Below are 17,480 nucleotides of genomic sequence, written 5' to 3' on the forward strand. Positions count from 1 at the left end.
TCATTCGGGGTACTTCGCTTAGCGCTCAGATTCATCCCCTCTGAATATACGCCCGGGACTTCCCGGCTGGTAGTTAACACCCTGAATTTTGACGATCAGCCGATCTGCGGTGATTTCCCACTCCTCCTTCTGAAGCGCTTTTTTTACAGCATCGTGAAATAAATCTCTAGCAGCCATTTCTCCCTCATACAGCTTCTATATCTATCTTATAGCAGCCAAAGCCCACAAACTGCTGCGATCGCCCTCAAGTCGCGACATCATAAGATAGCTGAACCATGCCAGAACTGTATGTCTGACATCCAGTTAACTGCAAAGCTGTAGTATTTATCGGATTAACAAATAAAGGAATTCCCTCGCCCAAAATAATCGGGTGCACCGAGAGAATTAGCTCGTCAACAAAATTTTGATTCAGGAAATCGCGAATCAGCAGAGAACCTCCCACCAACCAAAGATTTTTTCCCTCAAGCAAGCGCAAATCATTGACAAAACTCTCTAAATTTGTTACCACTTCGACATCCGAAGTAGCTTGAAAATCTAGATTATTCGTAAAAACATAACTCTTTTTTTCCTGGTACGGGTACTCGCCAAAAGTTAGAACTTGTTCGTAAGTTTTCCGACCCATGAGAACCGTATCGATGCTATCTAAAAATTTACTATAACCGTAATTTTGGTCTGTAAACAGCCAATCAATATCGCCATTCGATCGGGCGATATAACCGTCCAGACTAGATGCAATGAATAGTACAATTTTACGCATGGCAACACCTAGGTTTTGGGAATGATTGGGGTGATCATCGCCCCAACTTTAATTTTAAATGATTTAGTGTCCTGACGGTAGCTTGAGTTCGATACCCACTTGGTCTCTCGGTAGTCTTGATTTTATTGTGACAGGATTTTTCACTGGGTGGGGATTAGCCCGCGCGTCACAATCAAAGAAACCGAGTTTTTTGGGGTTTCTACACTGTAATGCGTCTTCTCAACAAAAACCCGGTTTCTGGCCTACGCATCAGGGAGCATCTCAATGAAAGCAGCCACGCTAAAAATTGGAGTTTTGAGGCCCTCTTGCTGGGGAGCATCTCAATGAAAGCAGGCCTCCGCTAGAAATTGGAGTTTTGAGGCAGGAGGGAAGAGGGAAGAGGAAGAAGGAAGGAGCCAGAAGAAGTGTTTTTACAAATATGAGATGCTCCCAGTACACACAATCCTGTAGTAAGCATCGGTGCGTCGCCACCCGTCAATCTGCAAGTTCTATTTAAAAGGTTGCAGATCCGCACCCTACATATTAAAATCACACAATATAAATATAGCGGCTACTGTACTTCATCAACCACCGAATCTGCTGTATGATTTACTAAAAATTAAAAACAGTCGAGCGAGCAGACTTGACAATTTAACAATGATTCCCAGGGAGGGTTTTATGAAATCCATTGCTAAAAACAGCCTCCACTAGACTTACTCAGTGGCTAGTTTCTGTCTCCTTTTCGCAATACAGCAACAAAAAGCTACAGCAGCAACGCTATCTAACGGCTGGAATTACGCGATCGATTCCTTGAACGACGGCGTGACAGGGGCTCAAATCGGCGGCGGGGAATTTGAATTTTACGGCATCGCCATCAAAGAAACATCAGATACAGCTTTCATCGCCATCAATTCTAATCTAAGTTTAGCCGGATATGCCGACTCACTAGCTCAAAGAGGCAACATCAACTACGGCGATTTATTCTTCAATTTTTCCGGTCAAAATTTCAATACAGCTAACGCAAACGGCAGCTTGTTTGGTAAGCTGTTGTGCATTTAAATTGTATGTTGAGGGCGGGCTATAGCCATCCTAAATCATTTGTGAATTTCTTACTCCCTCCCCTTGGGTTCGGGGAGGGCTGGGGTGGGGTAAAAAATTTATGACTCCTGCAAGGATTGCTATATGGGGCGTGATTTTGTAGATGCCGAGACCGGATTCTATTAATAATTCGATTGTTTGATTAATAATTTTCATAAATTGTCTTTCATCGCCAGCCCTGTTCAATATACCTCTCCAATAATTATTGTGGAACAGGCATCCTGCCTGTTCAAGACAGGCTTTGCTGGAGATGTCTAATAATTATAATTACCTTGGTTGGGATGACTTCATTCCTCAAACTCTTCAAATGCCGATCGCGCACAACAACTTTACTAATATTACCATCAGCGTTCCACCCAACAAACTCTCATGAATCAGCACTTTTTCTGTAAGTGCCGCCCAAAGCGAGAATTGGAGAATCAAAAAAAATCATACGGCAATAGCGATCGCACGTTTTTAAAACATCCAATCAACTGCCTGCCCTACATCCGCTGCAGGCATCGTGGGTTCCTTCTAACTCGGCCGGTGGTTTCTGCACTCTTATGCGTTGCAGAAATCAATCAAATTTTTAAATGCTGTTAATATATCGCCGACAGTTCGTTGACAATCTTGACTCTTCCCTTAATCACAGAACGCAGCAGGCGGTTGATCGAATGTCTGTATTCCTCGTCGAGAGAGTCGTCCAAAACAGCGGCCATCAAGCCGTAGCGATCGGCTAAAGTCAAACAACCCGTATCCGTAACAGAGGCAAGCATTTCGGAAATAGCGCCGGGGATAAGTTGAACTAAAAACATGAGACGTTCCCTGAATTCGATGCTTATATCATCTCTCGTTCTCCGAAAATTAATAGTGACGCTGGCATAGCACATAATGTGATGTTTTGAGGCAAACTGTGTGACAGCGACCGCTCTAATGTTGTGACGATCTCGTTTTAAGTCTGCGATCGCAGTCACAAAATTAATCTTAGATATTCCTATACCCCCTCTTCCCTCCTAAATCTAAAGATTTAGAGAGATTTTTCGGTTTTGTGGGCGTCTTTACCCATTTCCCATGTATAAAACGCATCGGGCCTATGCGAAATATTCATAAAACTCAATCTTTTGTAAAAATAGCTACGAATATTTACAATCGTGGGCTTTACATTAGCTCATAACAAAGGTGCATCGAAACGCAGCGATCGACCGAATCCTCGGTAGCAACTATAACCATAAATAGTTTGGCGACGTTCGAGCCAGCGCCCAGTCAAGCTCAAATGTACAGAAGACCAACCATGCTTAAAAGAAATTCCATCTAGTAACTAAATATACAGTTTTAAATCCATACAGTCACTAAGGTTAGCAGGAAACACACACTTTATGCTCCAAGTCAATACCTCCCCACACCAGCCAGCAGCGAGGGTAAACCGATGACCCAAACAGTAGAACCCAAAGCCCAAGCGAGCCTGAACAAGTTTGAAAAACTCAAAGCCGAAAAAGATGGCTTAGCATTAACAGCGGAACTCGACCACTTCGCCGAGATTGGCTGGGAAGCAATGGACGAAATCGATCGCGAGCACCGCCTCAAATGGCTCGGCATCTTCTTTCGGCCAGTAACTCCGGGCAAATTCATGATGCGGCTGCGCTTGCCCAACGGCATCATTACTAGCAATCAAACCAGAACGCTAGCAGAAATCGTCCAACGCTACGGCGACGACGGCAGCGCCGACATCACCACCAGACAAAACCTGCAATTGCGCGGAATTCGCATCGAAGACGTACCCGACATCTTCCGCCGCCTCAAAGAAGCGGGCATGACCAGCATCCAGTCTGGCATGGACAACGTGCGTAACATCACGGGTTCCCCAGTCGCGGGCTTGGACGCCGACGAACTGATAGATACGCGGGAACTGGCGAACCAAGTCCAAGACATGATTACGAACAGCGGCGAAGGCAACCCCGCGTTTTCAAATTTGCCGAGAAAGTTTAATATTGCGATCGCAGGCTGCCGCGACAACTCAGTCCACGCAGAAATCAACGACATCGCCTTCGTACCCGCTTACAAAGACGGCAACATCGGCTTTAACGTTTTAGTAGGCGGTTTCTTCTCCGCCAAACGCTGCGAAGCTGCAATTCCTCTCAACGCATGGGCAAGTCCTAGCGACGTTGTAGATTTGTGCAAAGCAATTTTAACTGTGTTTCGCGATCAAGGCCCAAGAGCGAACCGCCAAAAATCGCGGCTGATGTGGCTGATTGACGAACTCGGAATCGAACAATTCCGAGCCGAAGTCGAACAAGAATTAGGGCGCACTTTGCCCGCCGCCGCGCCCAAAGATGAAATCACCTGGGACAAACGCGACCACATCGGCATCTACGCCCAAAAACAATCAGGGCTCAACTATGTAGGGCTGCACGTTCCAGTCGGACGCCTGCAGGCATCGGATTTGTTCGATTTGGCCAGAATTGCCGAGGTTTACGGCAGCGGCGAGCTCAGGCTCACTGTGGAAGAAAACGTGATTATTCCCAACGTTCCCGACTCGCGGATTGAATCGCTGGTCAAAGAACCGCTGTTGCAGCGTTTTTCCATCGAGCCCGCACCGCTGACACGAGCCTTGGTTTCCTGCACCGGCGCCAAGTTTTGCAACTTCGCCCTCATCGAAACCAAAAGCCGCTCCGTGGCAATGATTGAGGAACTCGATGTCGAACTGTCACTTCCGAAACCTGTGAGAATTCACTGGACAGGTTGCCCCAATTCCTGCGGTCAACCCCAGGTAGCAGACATTGGTTTGATGGGAACCAAAGTTCGCAAGAACGGCAAAACCCTCGAAGGTGTAGACATTTACATGGGAGGCACAGTTGGCAAAGACGCTCATTTGGGTGCTTGCGTCCAAAAAGGCATCCCTTGCGAAGACCTCAAACCGCTGCTGCATCAATTGTTAGTCGAGCAGTTTGGGGCAGTTCCCAAACAGACTACAGGGGATGTAGCTTTGCTAAACCGGCAACTGCAATTGACGGTTGAAGAGGGCGAAACGGCAGTCCCGGCAGTCAAACCTCAGACATCTACTGTCATTTTCGCTCGATCGGGCAAAGAAGTTGCTTGCAGCGAAGATGAGTACATTCTCGATGTTGCCGAACGGGCCGGGGTCGAACTTGACAGCAATTGCCGGTCAGGAAGCTGTGGCACTTGCAAGCAAAAACTCCTAGAAGGCCAAACAGTCTACGACAGCAAACCAGACGCGGCTGCTGACTTAGAACCAGGGTTCATTTTAACTTGCAGCGCGCGGGCGATCGGCAAAGTGTCGATCGACGCCTAATCTAAATAATGTCAGATGCGATGCGAAGGTCGCGAATCAATCTGACATCTCACATTTCCACCATCTCCAAGTACAACAACAATTCAAGACAAATGAGCAACCTTTCTAGAAGAAAATTCATCATCACCGCTGGAGCAACAGCAGCCGGCACCCTCCTAGCCCACGGTTGCAGTTCCAGTCCCACCACATCTAACGCAACTCCCGGCGGCGCTTCGCCCACCGCCGCCCCAGCAGTCAACATCAATCCCGCCGACGCCCCAGAAGTTACCGCAGCCAAACTCGGATTCATCGCCCTCACCGACGCAGCACCCTTAATCATCGCCCAAGAAAAAGGGTTATTTGCCAAGTACGGCATGAAAGACGTACAAGTTACCAAACAAGCATCTTGGCCAGTTACTCGCGACAACTTAGAACTCGGTTCCGAAAAAGGCGGCATTGACGGGGCCCACATCTTATCCCCCATGCCTTACCAAATGACATTAGGCACTATTACCAAAGGCAATCAGCCAGTGCCGATGTACATTCTCGCCCGGTTAAATACTAACGGTCAGGCAATTTCGCTCAGCAAAAAATACCTAGATTTAAAAGTAGGTACAGACAGCGCACCGCTGAAAGCAGCTTTTGCCAATCAAAACGTTCCTATTGCTATGACGTTTCCCGGCGGCACCCACGATTTGTGGATACGCTACTGGCTAGCAGCAGGCGGTATTAATCCAGATACAGATGTTTCCGTGATTCCCATACCGCCGCCCCAAATGGTAGCGAACATGAAATCTGGCAGCATGGAAGCCTTTTGCGTAGGCGAACCTTGGAATGCTCAGCTAGTTACTCAAAAGGTAGGATACACCGCCTTAATAACTGGAGAAATGTGGAAAGATCATCCTGAAAAAGCTTTAGGTTTAAGAGGAGATTGGGTTGACAAAAATCCCAAAGCTGCAAAAGCACTTACCATGGCCGTACTGGAAGCCCAGCAGTGGTGCGACAAGCCAGAAAATCACGATGAAATGTGCCAAATCATTTCTCAAGATAGGTGGTTAAAAGTGCCAGTAGCAGATATTATCAGTCGCTCTAAGGGCCAAATTGACTACGGTACCGGTCGCGTTGAAGCCGCCAGCCCTGTGGCAATGAAATTTTGGGCAGATAATGCTTCTTATCCCTACAAGAGTCACGATGCTTGGTTCTTAGCTGAAAATATTCGCTGGGGTTATATCCCGGCAACTACCGATATCAAAGCAACGGTTGATAAAGTTAACCGCGAAGATATTTGGAAAGCAGCAGCGACAACACTTGGCGTCCCCGCAGCCCAAATTCCTACTAGCAGTTCTCGCGGTGTAGAAACATTCTTTGACGGCGTGAAGTTTGACGCCGAAAAACCAGAAGAATATCTGAAGAGTTTGGCAATCAAAAAAGCATAATTAGTGCACAGTTGACAGTTGACTGTTCACTTTTGATAGTTGACCGATTTTTTAATTGAGTGGAGTTGGGTTTCCTAACTCAACCCACCCCAGACACGGTGAACACTTCAAAGTATCTACAAATAATCGATTATTCACAATCTTGGAAAAAGAAAAATGGCAACAAACCTCGCTGTTACTAAAAGCAAAAATCCAGTAAATTTCGTTCTGGATCAGGTTCAGAAAAACCGCCGGAAAATCATCCGCCCGCTGGTAGCAATTGCAGTTCTGCTCATAATCTGGCAAATCCTCTGCAACAGTCCAGAGTCCAGCTTGCCGGGACCAATCAAAACAGTCCAAGAAAGCTGGAATCTAATTATCAATCCTTTCTTCGACAACGGCGGTACAGACAAAGGCTTGTTCTGGCAAATTTTGGCTAGCTTGCAGCGGGTGGCGATCGGCTTTACTTTAGCAACAGTTCTCGGCATCAGTTTAGGAATCCTGATCGGGACAAACTCCCTAATGTTCGATGCTTTAGATCCGCTGTTTCAAGTATTTAGAACTATCCCGCCCCTGGCTTGGCTGCCGATCGCCCTGGCCGTATTTCAACAGTTCAATCCCTTTGAAGGCATGGGGGTGAAAGCTAACGAAGTTTCTGCACTCTTCGTAATCTTAATTACAGCAATTTGGCCGATTCTAATTAACACCACAGTAGGCGTTCAACAAATACCCCAAGACTACAGAAACGTCGCCCGCGTCTTGCGCCTCCCCAACCAAAAATACTTCTGGAAAATCCTGCTTCCCTCTTCTGTTCCTTACATCTTCACTGGCTTGAGAATTGGCATCGGTTTGTCTTGGCTGGCGATCGTAGCTGCGGAAATGTTAGTCGGCGGCGTCGGCATCGGCTTCTTCATCTGGGACGCTTACAACAGTTCTCGACTCAGCGCAGTGATTATAGCAGTGCTTTATGTAGGAATCGTCGGTTTGATTTTAGACAGAATCGTTGGTTTCATTGCTTCCAAAGTTGTTCCTGAAGAACAAAAATAGGATTTGGGCATCGGGCATCGGGCATCGGGGATCGGGCATGGCGAATGGGGAATGGGGAATGGTTGCCAACTACAAACTGGTAGAAATGAGTTGTAAATTAATGCCCAATGCCCTGTTTGCCCAATTCCCAATTAATAATCAGCATCATACAAATTACAAACTAACCTAAAATTGCCATGTCAGTATTTGTTGAAGTAGACCACGTTGACCGCGTATTTAACTTGCCCAACGGAGAGCAATACATCGCTCTTAAAAATATCGAACTGAAAATTAAAAAAGGAGAATTCATCACCTTAATTGGGCACTCTGGCTGCGGCAAATCTACGCTGCTAAATATCATCGCCGGCCTCGACAAAGCAAGTCAGGGCGGGATTACTTTAGAAGGGCGGGAAGTCCGCGATCCAGGCCCGGACAGAATGGTGGTGTTTCAAAATTACTCGCTACTACCTTGGCTGACGGTGCGCGAAAATATCGCCCTAGCAGTAAATGAAATTTACAGCGGTAACTCTCAAGAAGATCGGGAGTTGGTGATCGAACACCACATTAAATTGGTCGGACTCGGACACGCGGCCGACAAACGCCCAGGCGAAATTTCTGGGGGGATGAAACAAAGAGTTGCGATCGCCCGCGCCCTGGCGATTCGCCCGAAATTGCTGCTGCTAGACGAACCCTTCGGCGCCCTTGATGCCTTAACTCGCGGCGGTTTGCAAGACCAGTTGATGAAAATTTGCGAGGAAAGCAAAGTCACCAGCGTGATGGTAACTCACGATGTGGATGAGGCTTTATTACTGAGCGATCGCATTGTGATGCTCACCAACGGCCCAGAAGCCCAAATCGGGCAAATCCTCGAAGTGAACATTCCCCGCCCCCGCAAGCGCATGGAAGTTGTCAACCATCCGAGTTACTACGCGCTGCGTAACGAAATGGTTTACTTCCTCAACCAGCAAAAGCGGGTCAAACAGCGCCGGGCCAAACAACAACCCGCTGTCATCGCCCGCAACGGCCTGGAAAAAATCAACCTCGACATCGGCTTTATTCCCCTCACCGACTGCGCCCCCTTAGTAGTAGCTAAAGAAAAAGGATTTTTCAAAGCCCACGGGTTGGAAGAAGTTACTCTCAGCCGCGAACCGGGCTGGAAAGCGATCGCCAAAGGAGTTGCCGAAGGACGGCTGGACGCGGCGCAAATGGTCGCAGGAATGCCGATCGGGATGCTGTTGGGCCTCGACGGTGAAGCCCCTGTACCCGTCTGTAGCGCCATGACGCTCTCTCGCAACGGCAATTCGATTGTTTTCAACAAAGACCTTTACAGACAAGGCATTCGGACATTAGAGGATTTCAAAGCTGCGATCGCCAAGACTCCCGATAAAGTTCACACCTTGGGCATGGTACACTCGGCCTCCATGCACAATCTGCTGTTCCGTTACTGGCTGGCCGCCGGCGGCATCGACCCCGACCTCGACGTGGGCTTGACCGTGATTCCGCCCCCGCAGATGGTATCAAATTTAAAAGCAGGCAACATTGACGGCTACTGTTCAGGCGACCCCTGGAACTCGCACGCAGTCAACAGTGGTACGGGTTTTGTTATGGCCCGTTCCCTGGATATTCTGCCCGGACACATCGAAAAAGTTCTCGGTGTTAGCGAAGATTGGGCTCAGAAATATCCTCAAACCCACCTCGCCCTCGTCAAAGCGCTTTTGGAAGCCTGCGAATACTGCGACGATCGCCGCAACCGCGAAGAAGTCCTAGGATTGATTAGCCAAGAACAATACATCGGCGCCGATCCCAAAGACATCCGTCCAGGGTTCATCGATCCGTACAACTCCGGTACGGAGGCAGAACCAGAAATGCTCTACAATTTCAACCAGTTCTCTGTTGACAAAACCAATTTTCCAGACCGCCTAGAAATGGTGTGGGTGATGGCGCAGATGGCTCGGTGGGGACTGATCCCGTTCCCGAAAAACTGGGTGGAAGTGGTCGATCGAGTTTTGCGGCCCGATGTTTTCGGTCAAGCAGTACGGGAATTGGGTTTGCCGGATATCGCTAGAGATCGCCGGACGATCGAGCTATTTGACGGCACTGTGTTTAATCTCGACGACCCGATCGACTATCTTCACAATGTCAAAATCAAACGCGCCGTCCGCATTGAAGAAATCTTAATTGAACAAATAGGCAGTCAGTGTTCCATCAAACTGCCAGCAGCATAACCAGCAAATAGGAAGAGGGAATGAGGAGCCAGAAATCAGGAAACAAGACTCCACATTTTCCGCTTCCTAACTCCCTAATTTCAAATTCTCAATCGAAATTTGTCATGTCTAATTCATCAACCCAAAATCCAAATCCTGAAAATATGCAAACTATCAAAACCCCCCAAAAAACGAAAATAGAGACGCCCAAGCAAGACTTTCTGACTATTAAAGACGTATCGAAAGTCTACGAAACTCCTAAAGGCCCTTACGTGGTTCTCGACGGTGTAAACCTGACTATTAATGAAGGCGAATTTATTTGTTTGATTGGTCACTCTGGCTGCGGCAAATCAACTTTGCTGAATATGATCGCGGGATTCAACGGGCCGACAAACGGAGAAGTAGCCCTGGAAGGTTCGCAGATTACTGAACCAGGCCCCGATCGCATGGTGGTGTTTCAAAACTACTCGCTACTACCATGGCTGACTGCTACAGAAAATATTCACCTCGGCGTTGAAAATGTTTACCCGGAAAAGTCCGCAGACGAACACAATACGATCGTCAAGGAACACTTGGAATTAGTGGGGCTGACCGAAGCTTGTCACAAAAGACCGGGCCAATTGTCCGGGGGGATGAAACAGCGGGTGGCGATCGCCAGAGCCCTGGCAACTCGTCCCAAACTGTTGATTTTGGACGAACCTTTCGGAGCTCTGGACCCGATTACCAGGGAAGAGTTGCAGGAAGAATTGCTGAAAATTTGGCGGCAGGAAAAAATTACCGTCATTATGATTACTCACGATATTGATGAGGCTTTGTTTTTGGCCGATCGCATCGTGATGATGACCAACGGGCCAGCAGCTTCCATCGGCGAAGATATGCACATTCCGTTCAGCCGTCCCCGCAACCGGGCGCGGATTATGGAAGACCCGAAATACTACGAACTGCGTAACTTTGCTTTGGAGTTCCTGTTTTCTCGCTACGCCCACCACGAAGAAGGTGAAGAAACGGACTCGGAGACAGAAGCCGTCGCGCTACCGATGCCATTACCTGCTAGCAAAAAGCCTGCGGTTGCTGACAGGCCTCTTGCACCTGCACCTTTTGTGTCTCACGCTGCCGAACCCTCAGAAGCCTCGTCGATCAAACGTGGCATCCTGGCAGCCTCGTGGTTCGTCGCAATGTTTACTTTAGCTGCGGTCAATATGTCGGTTGTTTCCAGCCAGCTAAAGCAAGCGAAACTAGCAGAAACTGCACCTCCGGCGCCGACTGCCGGGGCGATTGTGAGTTCTCCCCCCAGCCCGCCAATCGCAGCAAGTTCGATCGCACCGAATCCTAGTCCTGCACCCATTGCGGCTGCAAGTCCTGCACCCATTGCGGCTGCCACATCACAGATTTCTGACCAAGCCGAACTCGATGCGATCGGACAGAAGTTGTATGCACAAATCGACCAACAATGGAGAATAACTCCGACATTTACCGAAAGCTTGACTTATCGGGTCAAAGTAAAACAAAACGGCGATATCCTACAGTTCGATCCCACAAATAAAGCAGCTAAAGATTTCGTCAAAGAAACTCCTCTGCCGGTTTTGCAAACTCCTGCCGGTGCCACAGCAGGCGCTGCTGAAAAAACTGCTGAATTCCAAGTAACTTTTAGCCCCAGCAACGGAGGCGTATTAGAAGTTAAAACACAGAAATAGGCGACATAATACTCGCCCACTAAATCTCAGATTGCTATCAACAACAAGGTCAAAAGTAGTATCGGCGCGCTGTTTGAGTCCTGCAACAATTCTTCCTCGCTCCCCTAGGTGGGGTGACAAGATTTAGGGCAGGAGTACCTCTGTTAGAGAGGTATTTAGGAGCGAATATCCACTGACTACAAACCCGATGGCTCGCGAGTTTTAGAAGATAGCGGTTTATTTTAAGTCAGGGTATTGTCCGTTGCTGTGAAGCATTTTTGCGGTAAGTTAGTAATGATTAAAACATTATTTGCAGGAGCTCTCAGTTCCGACTATAATGACGAATTACCAATTACCCATTAGCTTTCAAAAATTAGCATCTAAAATCACCAGATGGAAACTATAAAAACTCTTTGCCCATACTGCGGTGTAGGTTGCGGTCTAGAAGTTGTTGCCGACAAAAAACAAAGTTGGAAAGTGCGGGGCGATCGCAATCACCCATCGAGTCAGGGCATGGTTTGTATTAAGGGAGCAACCGTAGCAGAGTCTATTCGGAGCGATCGGCTAATGTATCCGATGATGCGAGATACTCTCGACCAACCCTTCCGCCGCGCTAGCTGGGACGAAGCTCTCGATGCAATTGTTAACCGCATCCAAACAATTCGCAGCACCAGTGGCCCCGATGCTTTGTGTGTTTACGGTTCGGGTCAATTCGCAACAGAAGATTATTATATTGCCCAGAAACTACTGAAAGGTTGTCTGGGTACTAATAATTTTGATGCTAATTCTCGCTTGTGTATGTCTTCAGCAGTCTCTGGATACGTTCAAAGCTTTGGCTCGGATGGGCCGCCTTGCTGTTACGACGATTTAGAATTAACAGATTGCGCTTTTATTATTGGTAGCAATACAGCGGAATGCCATCCCATCGTATTCAATCGATTAGCAAAATACCACAAAAAGCATCCCCATGTCAAAATGATTGTGGTAGATCCAAGGCGGACTCCGACTGCGGAAGCGGCGGATTTGCACTTAGCAATTAAACCGGGTACGGATATAGATTTGCTTAATGGAATTGCATATTTGCTGTTACGCAGGCAAGCAATAGATTCTGAGTTTATTGAAGAATGCACGGCGAATTTTTCAGCTTTTGCTGAGGTTATTAGCAGCTACACGCCGGATTTTGTAGCCTCGCGCTGCGGCATTACTGTGGGCGAGTTAGAAACGGCGGCAAACTACTGGGAACAGTCGCAGCGCGTTTTGTCTCTGTGGTCGATGGGAATAAATCAGTCGTCGGAAGGCACGGCAAAGGTGCGATCGCTGATTAATTTGCACTTGATGACTGGTCAAATCGGCAAACCGGGAAGCGGCCCGTTTTCCCTCACCGGCCAGCCAAACGCGATGGGAGGGCGGGAAGCCGGAGGACTGTCTCACTTGCTCCCAGGCTACCGATTTGTGAAAAATGCTGAACACAGAACCCAAGTCGAGGAATTTTGGGGAATCGCACCGGGAAGTATTTCCCCAAATCCAGGCCGCACAGCTTGGGATATGATCACCGGCTTGGAAACTGGCGAAGTTGAGTTGCTATGGATTGCAGCTACTAATCCGGTGGTGAGTATGCCGGATTTGGAACGCACGAAAGCCGCTTTGCTGCGATCGCCCTTTACTATTTATCAAGAAGCTTACTATCCCACTGAAACCTCGGCCTATGCTCACATCCTGCTGCCGGCAACGCAGTGGAGCGAAAAAACAGGAGTAATGACGAATTCCGAACGCCGCGTTACCTTTTGTCCCGCTTTCGACACTCCCTCCGGGGAAGCCCGCGACGACTGGAGCATTTTCGCTGAAGTCGGCCGCCGGTTGGGTTTTGCCAAACACTTTGCTTTCGAGAACAGTGCGGAGGTTTTTAAAGAGTACGCACAGTTGACGCGGGGACAGCCTTGCGATATGACCGGCCTCAGCCACGAATACATCCGCCAACAAGGGCCCCAGCAGTGGCCTTGCCGGGAAAACGAGTCTGTGCATCCAGCGAACCAAGCGAAACGGCTATATACTGACAGGCGTTTTCACACTCCTGACGCGCGGGCAAGATTTTCGGCCTATCACTCGCGGGGACTGGCAGAACCTCCCGATCCTAATTATCCGTTTGTGTTGACGACAGGGAGACTTTACGGACACTGGCACACTATGACGCGGACGGGTAGAACAGAGAAAATTAATCAATTGCACCCCGATCCGTTTTTGGAAATTCACCCCCGTGATGCTGCCAAATTGCAGATTAAGGAGGGGGATTTGCTGGAAGTTCGATCGCGCCGCGGCAAGGCGCAGTTTCCGGCAAAAGTCACAAAGGCGATCGCCCCAGGTACGCTATTTGTACCGATGCACTGGGGTTCTCTGTGGGCCGAAGGCGCTGAAGCCAATGCCATGACTCATGCTGCAAGCTGTCCAGATTCCAAACAGCCTGAGTTAAAAGCTTGTGCGGTGCAGTTGGTGCTGGTTGGGGCAGAAACTGTCGCAGAAGTTGAGGAATTTAATTGGCAAAAATCCACCCTCGCCGTCACTTCTTGAGCTGCCCTCGAACGACGGGATGCTACACATCACCGCCGAACGAGCGGGAACCAGCGGGCGATCGACATGGGGAGGAACCGGGTTGACTTTCGGCGAGCGCGAGCGTGGAACTATTTGAGATTTACTCCACAGATGAATCTGGGAGTTTGAACAAGAGTCGAAAATTTTGATCTCTCCACGGCTCCTGTCGGGGCATTGTATCCGTTTTTGGGGTAACAACCTCTCTCGATCGAGCAATTTTGAGCCCGGACGCACCCTACACATAAATCTCAAATCCCAAATCTCAAACCTAAAACCTAAAATCGTTATGCCATTACGCAGCCTAAAAGCTGCGTTTCCCCGGCAGAGCTAGGGAACAAGGAAAATTAAATTTATTTATTCTGAGTTTTTCCTTCTTGATTGGGCGTTTTTCCTTCGGGAGAATGTCTTCTGGCGAAAGCCTTCTGCCTTCTTTTTAATTAATCGAGTCAGACAATTGCAGTTTGCACCTATAGGTGCTATGATTTTTTTACAAGGCTTTATTTTCGGCAGTACAGTTCGTTCGATCGGCGTTCCTCCGGATTTAAATCTCTACACCCTCTGATTCTGGAGAATGTTCAATGTCAATCTATGTCGGCAATTTATCCTACGAAGTAACGCAGGAGCACCTCAACCAAACTTTTGGAGAGTACGGTACAGTAAAGCGCGTTCAGTTGCCTGCTGACCGGGAAACAGGTCGGATGCGGGGCTTCGCTTTTGTAGAAATGTCTACTGAAGCCGAAGAAGCCGCAGCCATTGAGGCTCTTGACGGTGCTGAGTGGATGGGTCGCGACCTCAAAGTCAACAAAGCAAAACCCCGTGAAGAACGTCCTAGTGGCGGCGGTAACTGGGGTAACAACGATCGCGGTGGCAATTCTCGTCGCTACTAAACCACCCGAGCTAAATTTTTAGCTATCTTCTATATTGCGTCGGAGCAAGCTGGGAGTCAACCATCATTCTCTGTTGAGAATAGATAGTTAGTTCAGTATTAGCACCGCGCCTTAAAAGCCTCAAAATATTGCTAGACAATAGTTTGAGGTTTTTTTATGGCAAAAATTTATTAAGCAGGAGTTCATCGCGTGCGATCGATTCCTAGCTGACACGAAAAACTATAAAATATAACAGGCAGAGAGAGTCGCCTTCCCCAGTGCCCGGATTGCCGCCGTGAAACCAGGCAATCAGAGAGTTTTGCGCTTGCAAAGCGTACCGAAAAATGACAAAATCATCAAGAATGATGACTAAATCACTGGTATGCTAAAAAAAATATTTAGGCAAATTGCGAAGTTAAGCAATGATGAAAATTTTCTGCATTTTACAGAAAGTGTAGAAGTAATAATATCGAAAGTTTTATCACTGGCGATGATTTTGGTAATTATCGTCAGCGTTGCCGATTTGGTGATTTTTTTAGCACAAGAATTGGCAAACCACACTGATAATTTTTTAAAAGACACGTTGTTTGTGATATTTGGGTTATTTTTAAATGTTTTAATTGCATTGGAAATATTGGAAAATATTACAGCTTATCTGAAAAAGCACGTAATTCAAGTTGAGCTGGTTATTGTAACTTCTTTGATAGCAGTATCTCGAAAAATCATCATTCTTGACCTGGAAAAAAAAACCGCAGCCGACTTGATTGGTTTGGCGACTGCAATTTTCGCGCTTTCCATCAGTTACTTGATAGTGCGGTACACAAATAGAGGAAATGATTAATATTGGGAATTGGGAATTGGGGATTGGGGATTGGGAATTGTTAATAACTAATATCATCTCCTGCCCCTCGACCGGACATGATATTATTCCAACAAACCAGGAGGAGGCACAATTTCAATTCTGCCTTGTTCTAAGTCAACAATTGGCACAATCTCTTCCACAAAAGGAATCAATATTTTTGTGGATTTAGGCTCTTTAACACGAATTTTCCGTGGTTTGCGGGTATTTCTGGGGTCAGCGTTTGCTTGGGGAGTTTCAGGCTGTTTTGGCTTTTCTAATTCTGCTGGGACTGTTTCCGGCGCAGTTAGATTCGTTTCTACTTCTAAAAGGTCGTTACCTGCGGGAATAATATCACTTACCTTGCCTAGGATTTCCCCGGTTAACTGGTTAAAAACTTCCATACCGATCAAATCTTGGACGTAAAACTCATCAGATTCGAGGTAAGGTCGATCGGTCTTTTCAACAAACAACTTACAGCCCCGCAGCGCCTCAGCACTATCGCGGTCTTCCACACCCTCTACCTCTACAGCATACAGCCCTTTGCCCGGAATGTAGCGACCGCCCAAAAACTCGATCGGTTCGGGTTCACTTTTGTTAGGGCGCAAAATCCACCGCTTCCCCGGTTCGATAAACCTTTCCGGGAAATCAGAATCGGGATAGACTCGCACTTCCCCGTCCAAACCTTGAGCTGCTACAATTTTACCGATTTCTATCCATTCAGACATAAACTTTTTGGGAATTGGGAATTGGGAATTGGGAATTGGCAATTGGGAATTGGGCATGGGGCATGGGGCATTGGTAGCAGAAAAGCCTTGGTAACAAACAACAAATAACTACTGACTAATGACTAATGACTAATGACTACTGACTTCTTTACACCAATCCAGTTCTCAGCGCTACAACTGCGGCTTGCACGCGGTCATCCACTGCCAACTTATTCATAATACCGCGAACGTGAGTTTTAATAGTATTTGGGCTCAAGTAAAGCGCCGCTGCTATCTCAGGATTGCTGTTACCTTCCACCATTAATTTTAACACCTCCAATTCCCGCTGCGACAACTGACCAAAAGTAGTTGTAGAGGCAGGTATGGGGGGTTTCAGGTGTTCGATGACAGTCCGGGCAATTTGAGGGTCAAGATATGTAGCCCCCTCTGCGGCGGCTGCAATCGCTGCTAACAGCCTGTCTACAGAAGCACCTTTAATACAATAAGCATCAGCCCCACTAGAAAGGGCAGCAATAATTTCAGTTTCTGCAGTGTGAGAAGTTAACATTACTACTCGAACTTCTGGGAGTTGTGCTTTAATTTGCTGCGTCGCTGCTATGCCGTCGAGCCGTGGCAAACCTATATCCATCACAATGATATCAGGTTTGAGTTTCAGTGCTGCTGCTACGCCTAAATAGCCGTCTTCTGCTTGTCCTACTATTTCTATTTCTGGGGAATCGGCTAAAACTTGCTCTAATCCCAGTTGCATCATCGGGTCATCTTCAACAATTAAAATTTTCATAATACGAAGGAAGTTCGGCAACGGATTGTGTAACGGATGTAACGGATGTAACGGATGTCAGTCCGATGGAAGTTCGGCAACGGATTGTGTAACGGATGTAACGGATGTAACGGATGTAACGGATGTAACGGATGTAACGGATGTCAGTCCGATGGAAGTCGGAAGAAGGAAGATTACTTAGTTGGTGAACGAACCTGACGGTCAACTGAGTACAGTTAGACCGCAGGCTTCTTTTTCCTTTTTTTCAAAGGCTTTTTTGAG

Annotated in this window: 15 protein-coding genes and 1 pseudogene; 11 read left to right on the forward strand and 5 right to left on the reverse strand. The window is 47.6% G+C overall.

Annotated features, from left to right (window positions below):
* Positions 1-18 precede the first annotated feature (18 nt).
* Both QUB20_RS25485 and QUB20_RS25490 read right to left on the reverse strand, forming a co-directional pair.
* Complete coding sequence (locus QUB20_RS25485; protein WP_333250445.1) at positions 19-177, reverse strand: element excision factor XisH family protein; 159 nt, start codon at positions 175-177, stop codon at positions 19-21.
* 67 nt (positions 178-244) lie between these two features.
* Positions 245-757, reverse strand: coding sequence for a dihydrofolate reductase family protein (locus QUB20_RS25490; RefSeq protein WP_333250443.1), 513 nt, complete (start codon positions 755-757; stop codon positions 245-247).
* A 699-nt stretch (positions 758-1,456) separates the two neighbouring features.
* Here QUB20_RS25490 and QUB20_RS25495 point away from each other — a divergent pair.
* Positions 1,457-1,795 (forward strand): XDD3 family exosortase-dependent surface protein, encoded by a 339-nt coding sequence (locus tag QUB20_RS25495; protein WP_333239285.1) that lies wholly within the window; start codon positions 1,457-1,459, stop codon positions 1,793-1,795.
* 289 nt (positions 1,796-2,084) lie between these two features.
* Positions 2,085-2,207, forward strand: a complete 123-nt coding sequence (locus QUB20_RS25500; protein ID WP_333250441.1) for a hypothetical protein — start codon at positions 2,085-2,087, stop codon at positions 2,205-2,207.
* Positions 2,208-2,412: 205 nt separating this feature from the next.
* Here QUB20_RS25500 and QUB20_RS25505 read toward each other — a convergent pair whose 3' ends face one another.
* The gene (locus tag QUB20_RS25505; protein ID WP_333250439.1) at positions 2,413-2,628 is read right to left on the reverse strand and encodes a hypothetical protein; all 216 of its coding nucleotides are present in this window, start codon (positions 2,626-2,628) and stop codon (positions 2,413-2,415) included.
* A gap of 611 nt (positions 2,629-3,239) precedes the next feature.
* Here QUB20_RS25505 and QUB20_RS25510 point away from each other — a divergent pair.
* From QUB20_RS25510 to QUB20_RS25550, 9 genes and pseudogenes are all read left to right on the forward strand, one after another.
* Positions 3,240-4,775 (forward strand): annotated as a pseudogene (locus tag QUB20_RS25510) (ferredoxin--nitrite reductase); the annotation flags it as partial.
* 42 nt (positions 4,776-4,817) lie between these two features.
* On the forward strand, positions 4,818-5,123 hold the full coding sequence (locus QUB20_RS25515; protein ID WP_333291741.1) for a 2Fe-2S iron-sulfur cluster-binding protein: 306 nt from the start codon (positions 4,818-4,820) through the stop codon (positions 5,121-5,123).
* 92 nt (positions 5,124-5,215) lie between these two features.
* Positions 5,216-6,538 carry a CmpA/NrtA family ABC transporter substrate-binding protein gene (locus tag QUB20_RS25520; RefSeq protein ID WP_333056183.1) on the forward strand — a complete coding sequence of 441 codons (1,323 nt, stop codon included), beginning with the start codon at positions 5,216-5,218 and terminating at the stop codon, positions 6,536-6,538.
* A 156-nt stretch (positions 6,539-6,694) separates the two neighbouring features.
* Positions 6,695-7,564 (forward strand): nitrate ABC transporter permease, encoded by an 870-nt coding sequence (ntrB, locus tag QUB20_RS25525; RefSeq protein WP_333056182.1) that lies wholly within the window; start codon positions 6,695-6,697, stop codon positions 7,562-7,564.
* Positions 7,565-7,740: 176 nt separating this feature from the next.
* Positions 7,741-9,768: a nitrate ABC transporter ATP-binding protein gene (locus QUB20_RS25530; RefSeq protein ID WP_333239287.1), complete on the forward strand. Its 2,028-nt coding sequence runs from the start codon at positions 7,741-7,743 to the stop codon at positions 9,766-9,768.
* A 104-nt stretch (positions 9,769-9,872) separates the two neighbouring features.
* Positions 9,873-11,441 carry a nitrate ABC transporter ATP-binding protein gene (locus QUB20_RS25535; protein WP_333250437.1) on the forward strand — a complete coding sequence of 523 codons (1,569 nt, stop codon included), beginning with the start codon at positions 9,873-9,875 and terminating at the stop codon, positions 11,439-11,441.
* Between the two features lie 372 nt (positions 11,442-11,813).
* Positions 11,814-13,985 carry a nitrate reductase gene (locus QUB20_RS25540; RefSeq protein ID WP_333250434.1) on the forward strand — a complete coding sequence of 724 codons (2,172 nt, stop codon included), beginning with the start codon at positions 11,814-11,816 and terminating at the stop codon, positions 13,983-13,985.
* Positions 13,986-14,584: 599 nt separating this feature from the next.
* Positions 14,585-14,893, forward strand: a complete 309-nt coding sequence (locus QUB20_RS25545) for an RNA recognition motif domain-containing protein (RefSeq protein ID WP_015179102.1) — start codon at positions 14,585-14,587, stop codon at positions 14,891-14,893.
* Between the two features lie 361 nt (positions 14,894-15,254).
* Complete coding sequence (locus QUB20_RS25550) at positions 15,255-15,713, forward strand: phosphate-starvation-inducible PsiE family protein (RefSeq protein ID WP_333239294.1); 459 nt, start codon at positions 15,255-15,257, stop codon at positions 15,711-15,713.
* Between the two features lie 83 nt (positions 15,714-15,796).
* Here QUB20_RS25550 and rimM read toward each other — a convergent pair whose 3' ends face one another.
* Both rimM and QUB20_RS25560 read right to left on the reverse strand, forming a co-directional pair.
* On the reverse strand, positions 15,797-16,438 hold the full coding sequence (rimM, locus tag QUB20_RS25555) for a ribosome maturation factor RimM (protein WP_333239325.1): 642 nt from the start codon (positions 16,436-16,438) through the stop codon (positions 15,797-15,799).
* A gap of 148 nt (positions 16,439-16,586) precedes the next feature.
* Positions 16,587-17,219 (reverse strand): response regulator, encoded by a 633-nt coding sequence (locus tag QUB20_RS25560; RefSeq protein WP_015179099.1) that lies wholly within the window; start codon positions 17,217-17,219, stop codon positions 16,587-16,589.
* Positions 17,220-17,480 lie beyond the last annotated feature (261 nt).

Origin of the sequence: Microcoleus sp. B4-C2, from assembly GCF_036705265.1 — a bacterium.
Taxonomy (GTDB): domain Bacteria; phylum Cyanobacteriota; class Cyanobacteriia; order Cyanobacteriales; family Microcoleaceae; genus Microcoleus.

What these genes read in the sequence shown, in the direction of transcription:
- QUB20_RS25485 (WP_333250445.1), bottom strand. Translation starts at nt 177, where the DNA reads ATGGCTGCTAGAGATTTATTTCACGATGCTGTAAAAAAAGCGCTTCAG.
- QUB20_RS25490 (WP_333250443.1), bottom strand. Translation starts at nt 757, where the DNA reads ATGCGTAAAATTGTACTATTCATTGCATCTAGTCTGGACGGTTATATC.
- QUB20_RS25500 (WP_333250441.1), top strand. Translation starts at nt 2,085, where the DNA reads ATGTCTAATAATTATAATTACCTTGGTTGGGATGACTTCATTCCTCAA.
- QUB20_RS25505 (WP_333250439.1), bottom strand. Translation starts at nt 2,628, where the DNA reads ATGTTTTTAGTTCAACTTATCCCCGGCGCTATTTCCGAAATGCTTGCC.
- QUB20_RS25520 (WP_333056183.1), top strand. Translation starts at nt 5,216, where the DNA reads ATGAGCAACCTTTCTAGAAGAAAATTCATCATCACCGCTGGAGCAACA.
- ntrB (WP_333056182.1), top strand. Translation starts at nt 6,695, where the DNA reads ATGGCAACAAACCTCGCTGTTACTAAAAGCAAAAATCCAGTAAATTTC.
- QUB20_RS25530 (WP_333239287.1), top strand. Translation starts at nt 7,741, where the DNA reads ATGTCAGTATTTGTTGAAGTAGACCACGTTGACCGCGTATTTAACTTG.
- QUB20_RS25535 (WP_333250437.1), top strand. Translation starts at nt 9,873, where the DNA reads ATGTCTAATTCATCAACCCAAAATCCAAATCCTGAAAATATGCAAACT.
- QUB20_RS25540 (WP_333250434.1), top strand. Translation starts at nt 11,814, where the DNA reads ATGGAAACTATAAAAACTCTTTGCCCATACTGCGGTGTAGGTTGCGGT.
- QUB20_RS25545 (WP_015179102.1), top strand. Translation starts at nt 14,585, where the DNA reads ATGTCAATCTATGTCGGCAATTTATCCTACGAAGTAACGCAGGAGCAC.
- QUB20_RS25550 (WP_333239294.1), top strand. Translation starts at nt 15,255, where the DNA reads ATGCTAAAAAAAATATTTAGGCAAATTGCGAAGTTAAGCAATGATGAA.
- rimM (WP_333239325.1), bottom strand. Translation starts at nt 16,438, where the DNA reads ATGTCTGAATGGATAGAAATCGGTAAAATTGTAGCAGCTCAAGGTTTG.
- QUB20_RS25560 (WP_015179099.1), bottom strand. Translation starts at nt 17,219, where the DNA reads ATGAAAATTTTAATTGTTGAAGATGACCCGATGATGCAACTGGGATTA.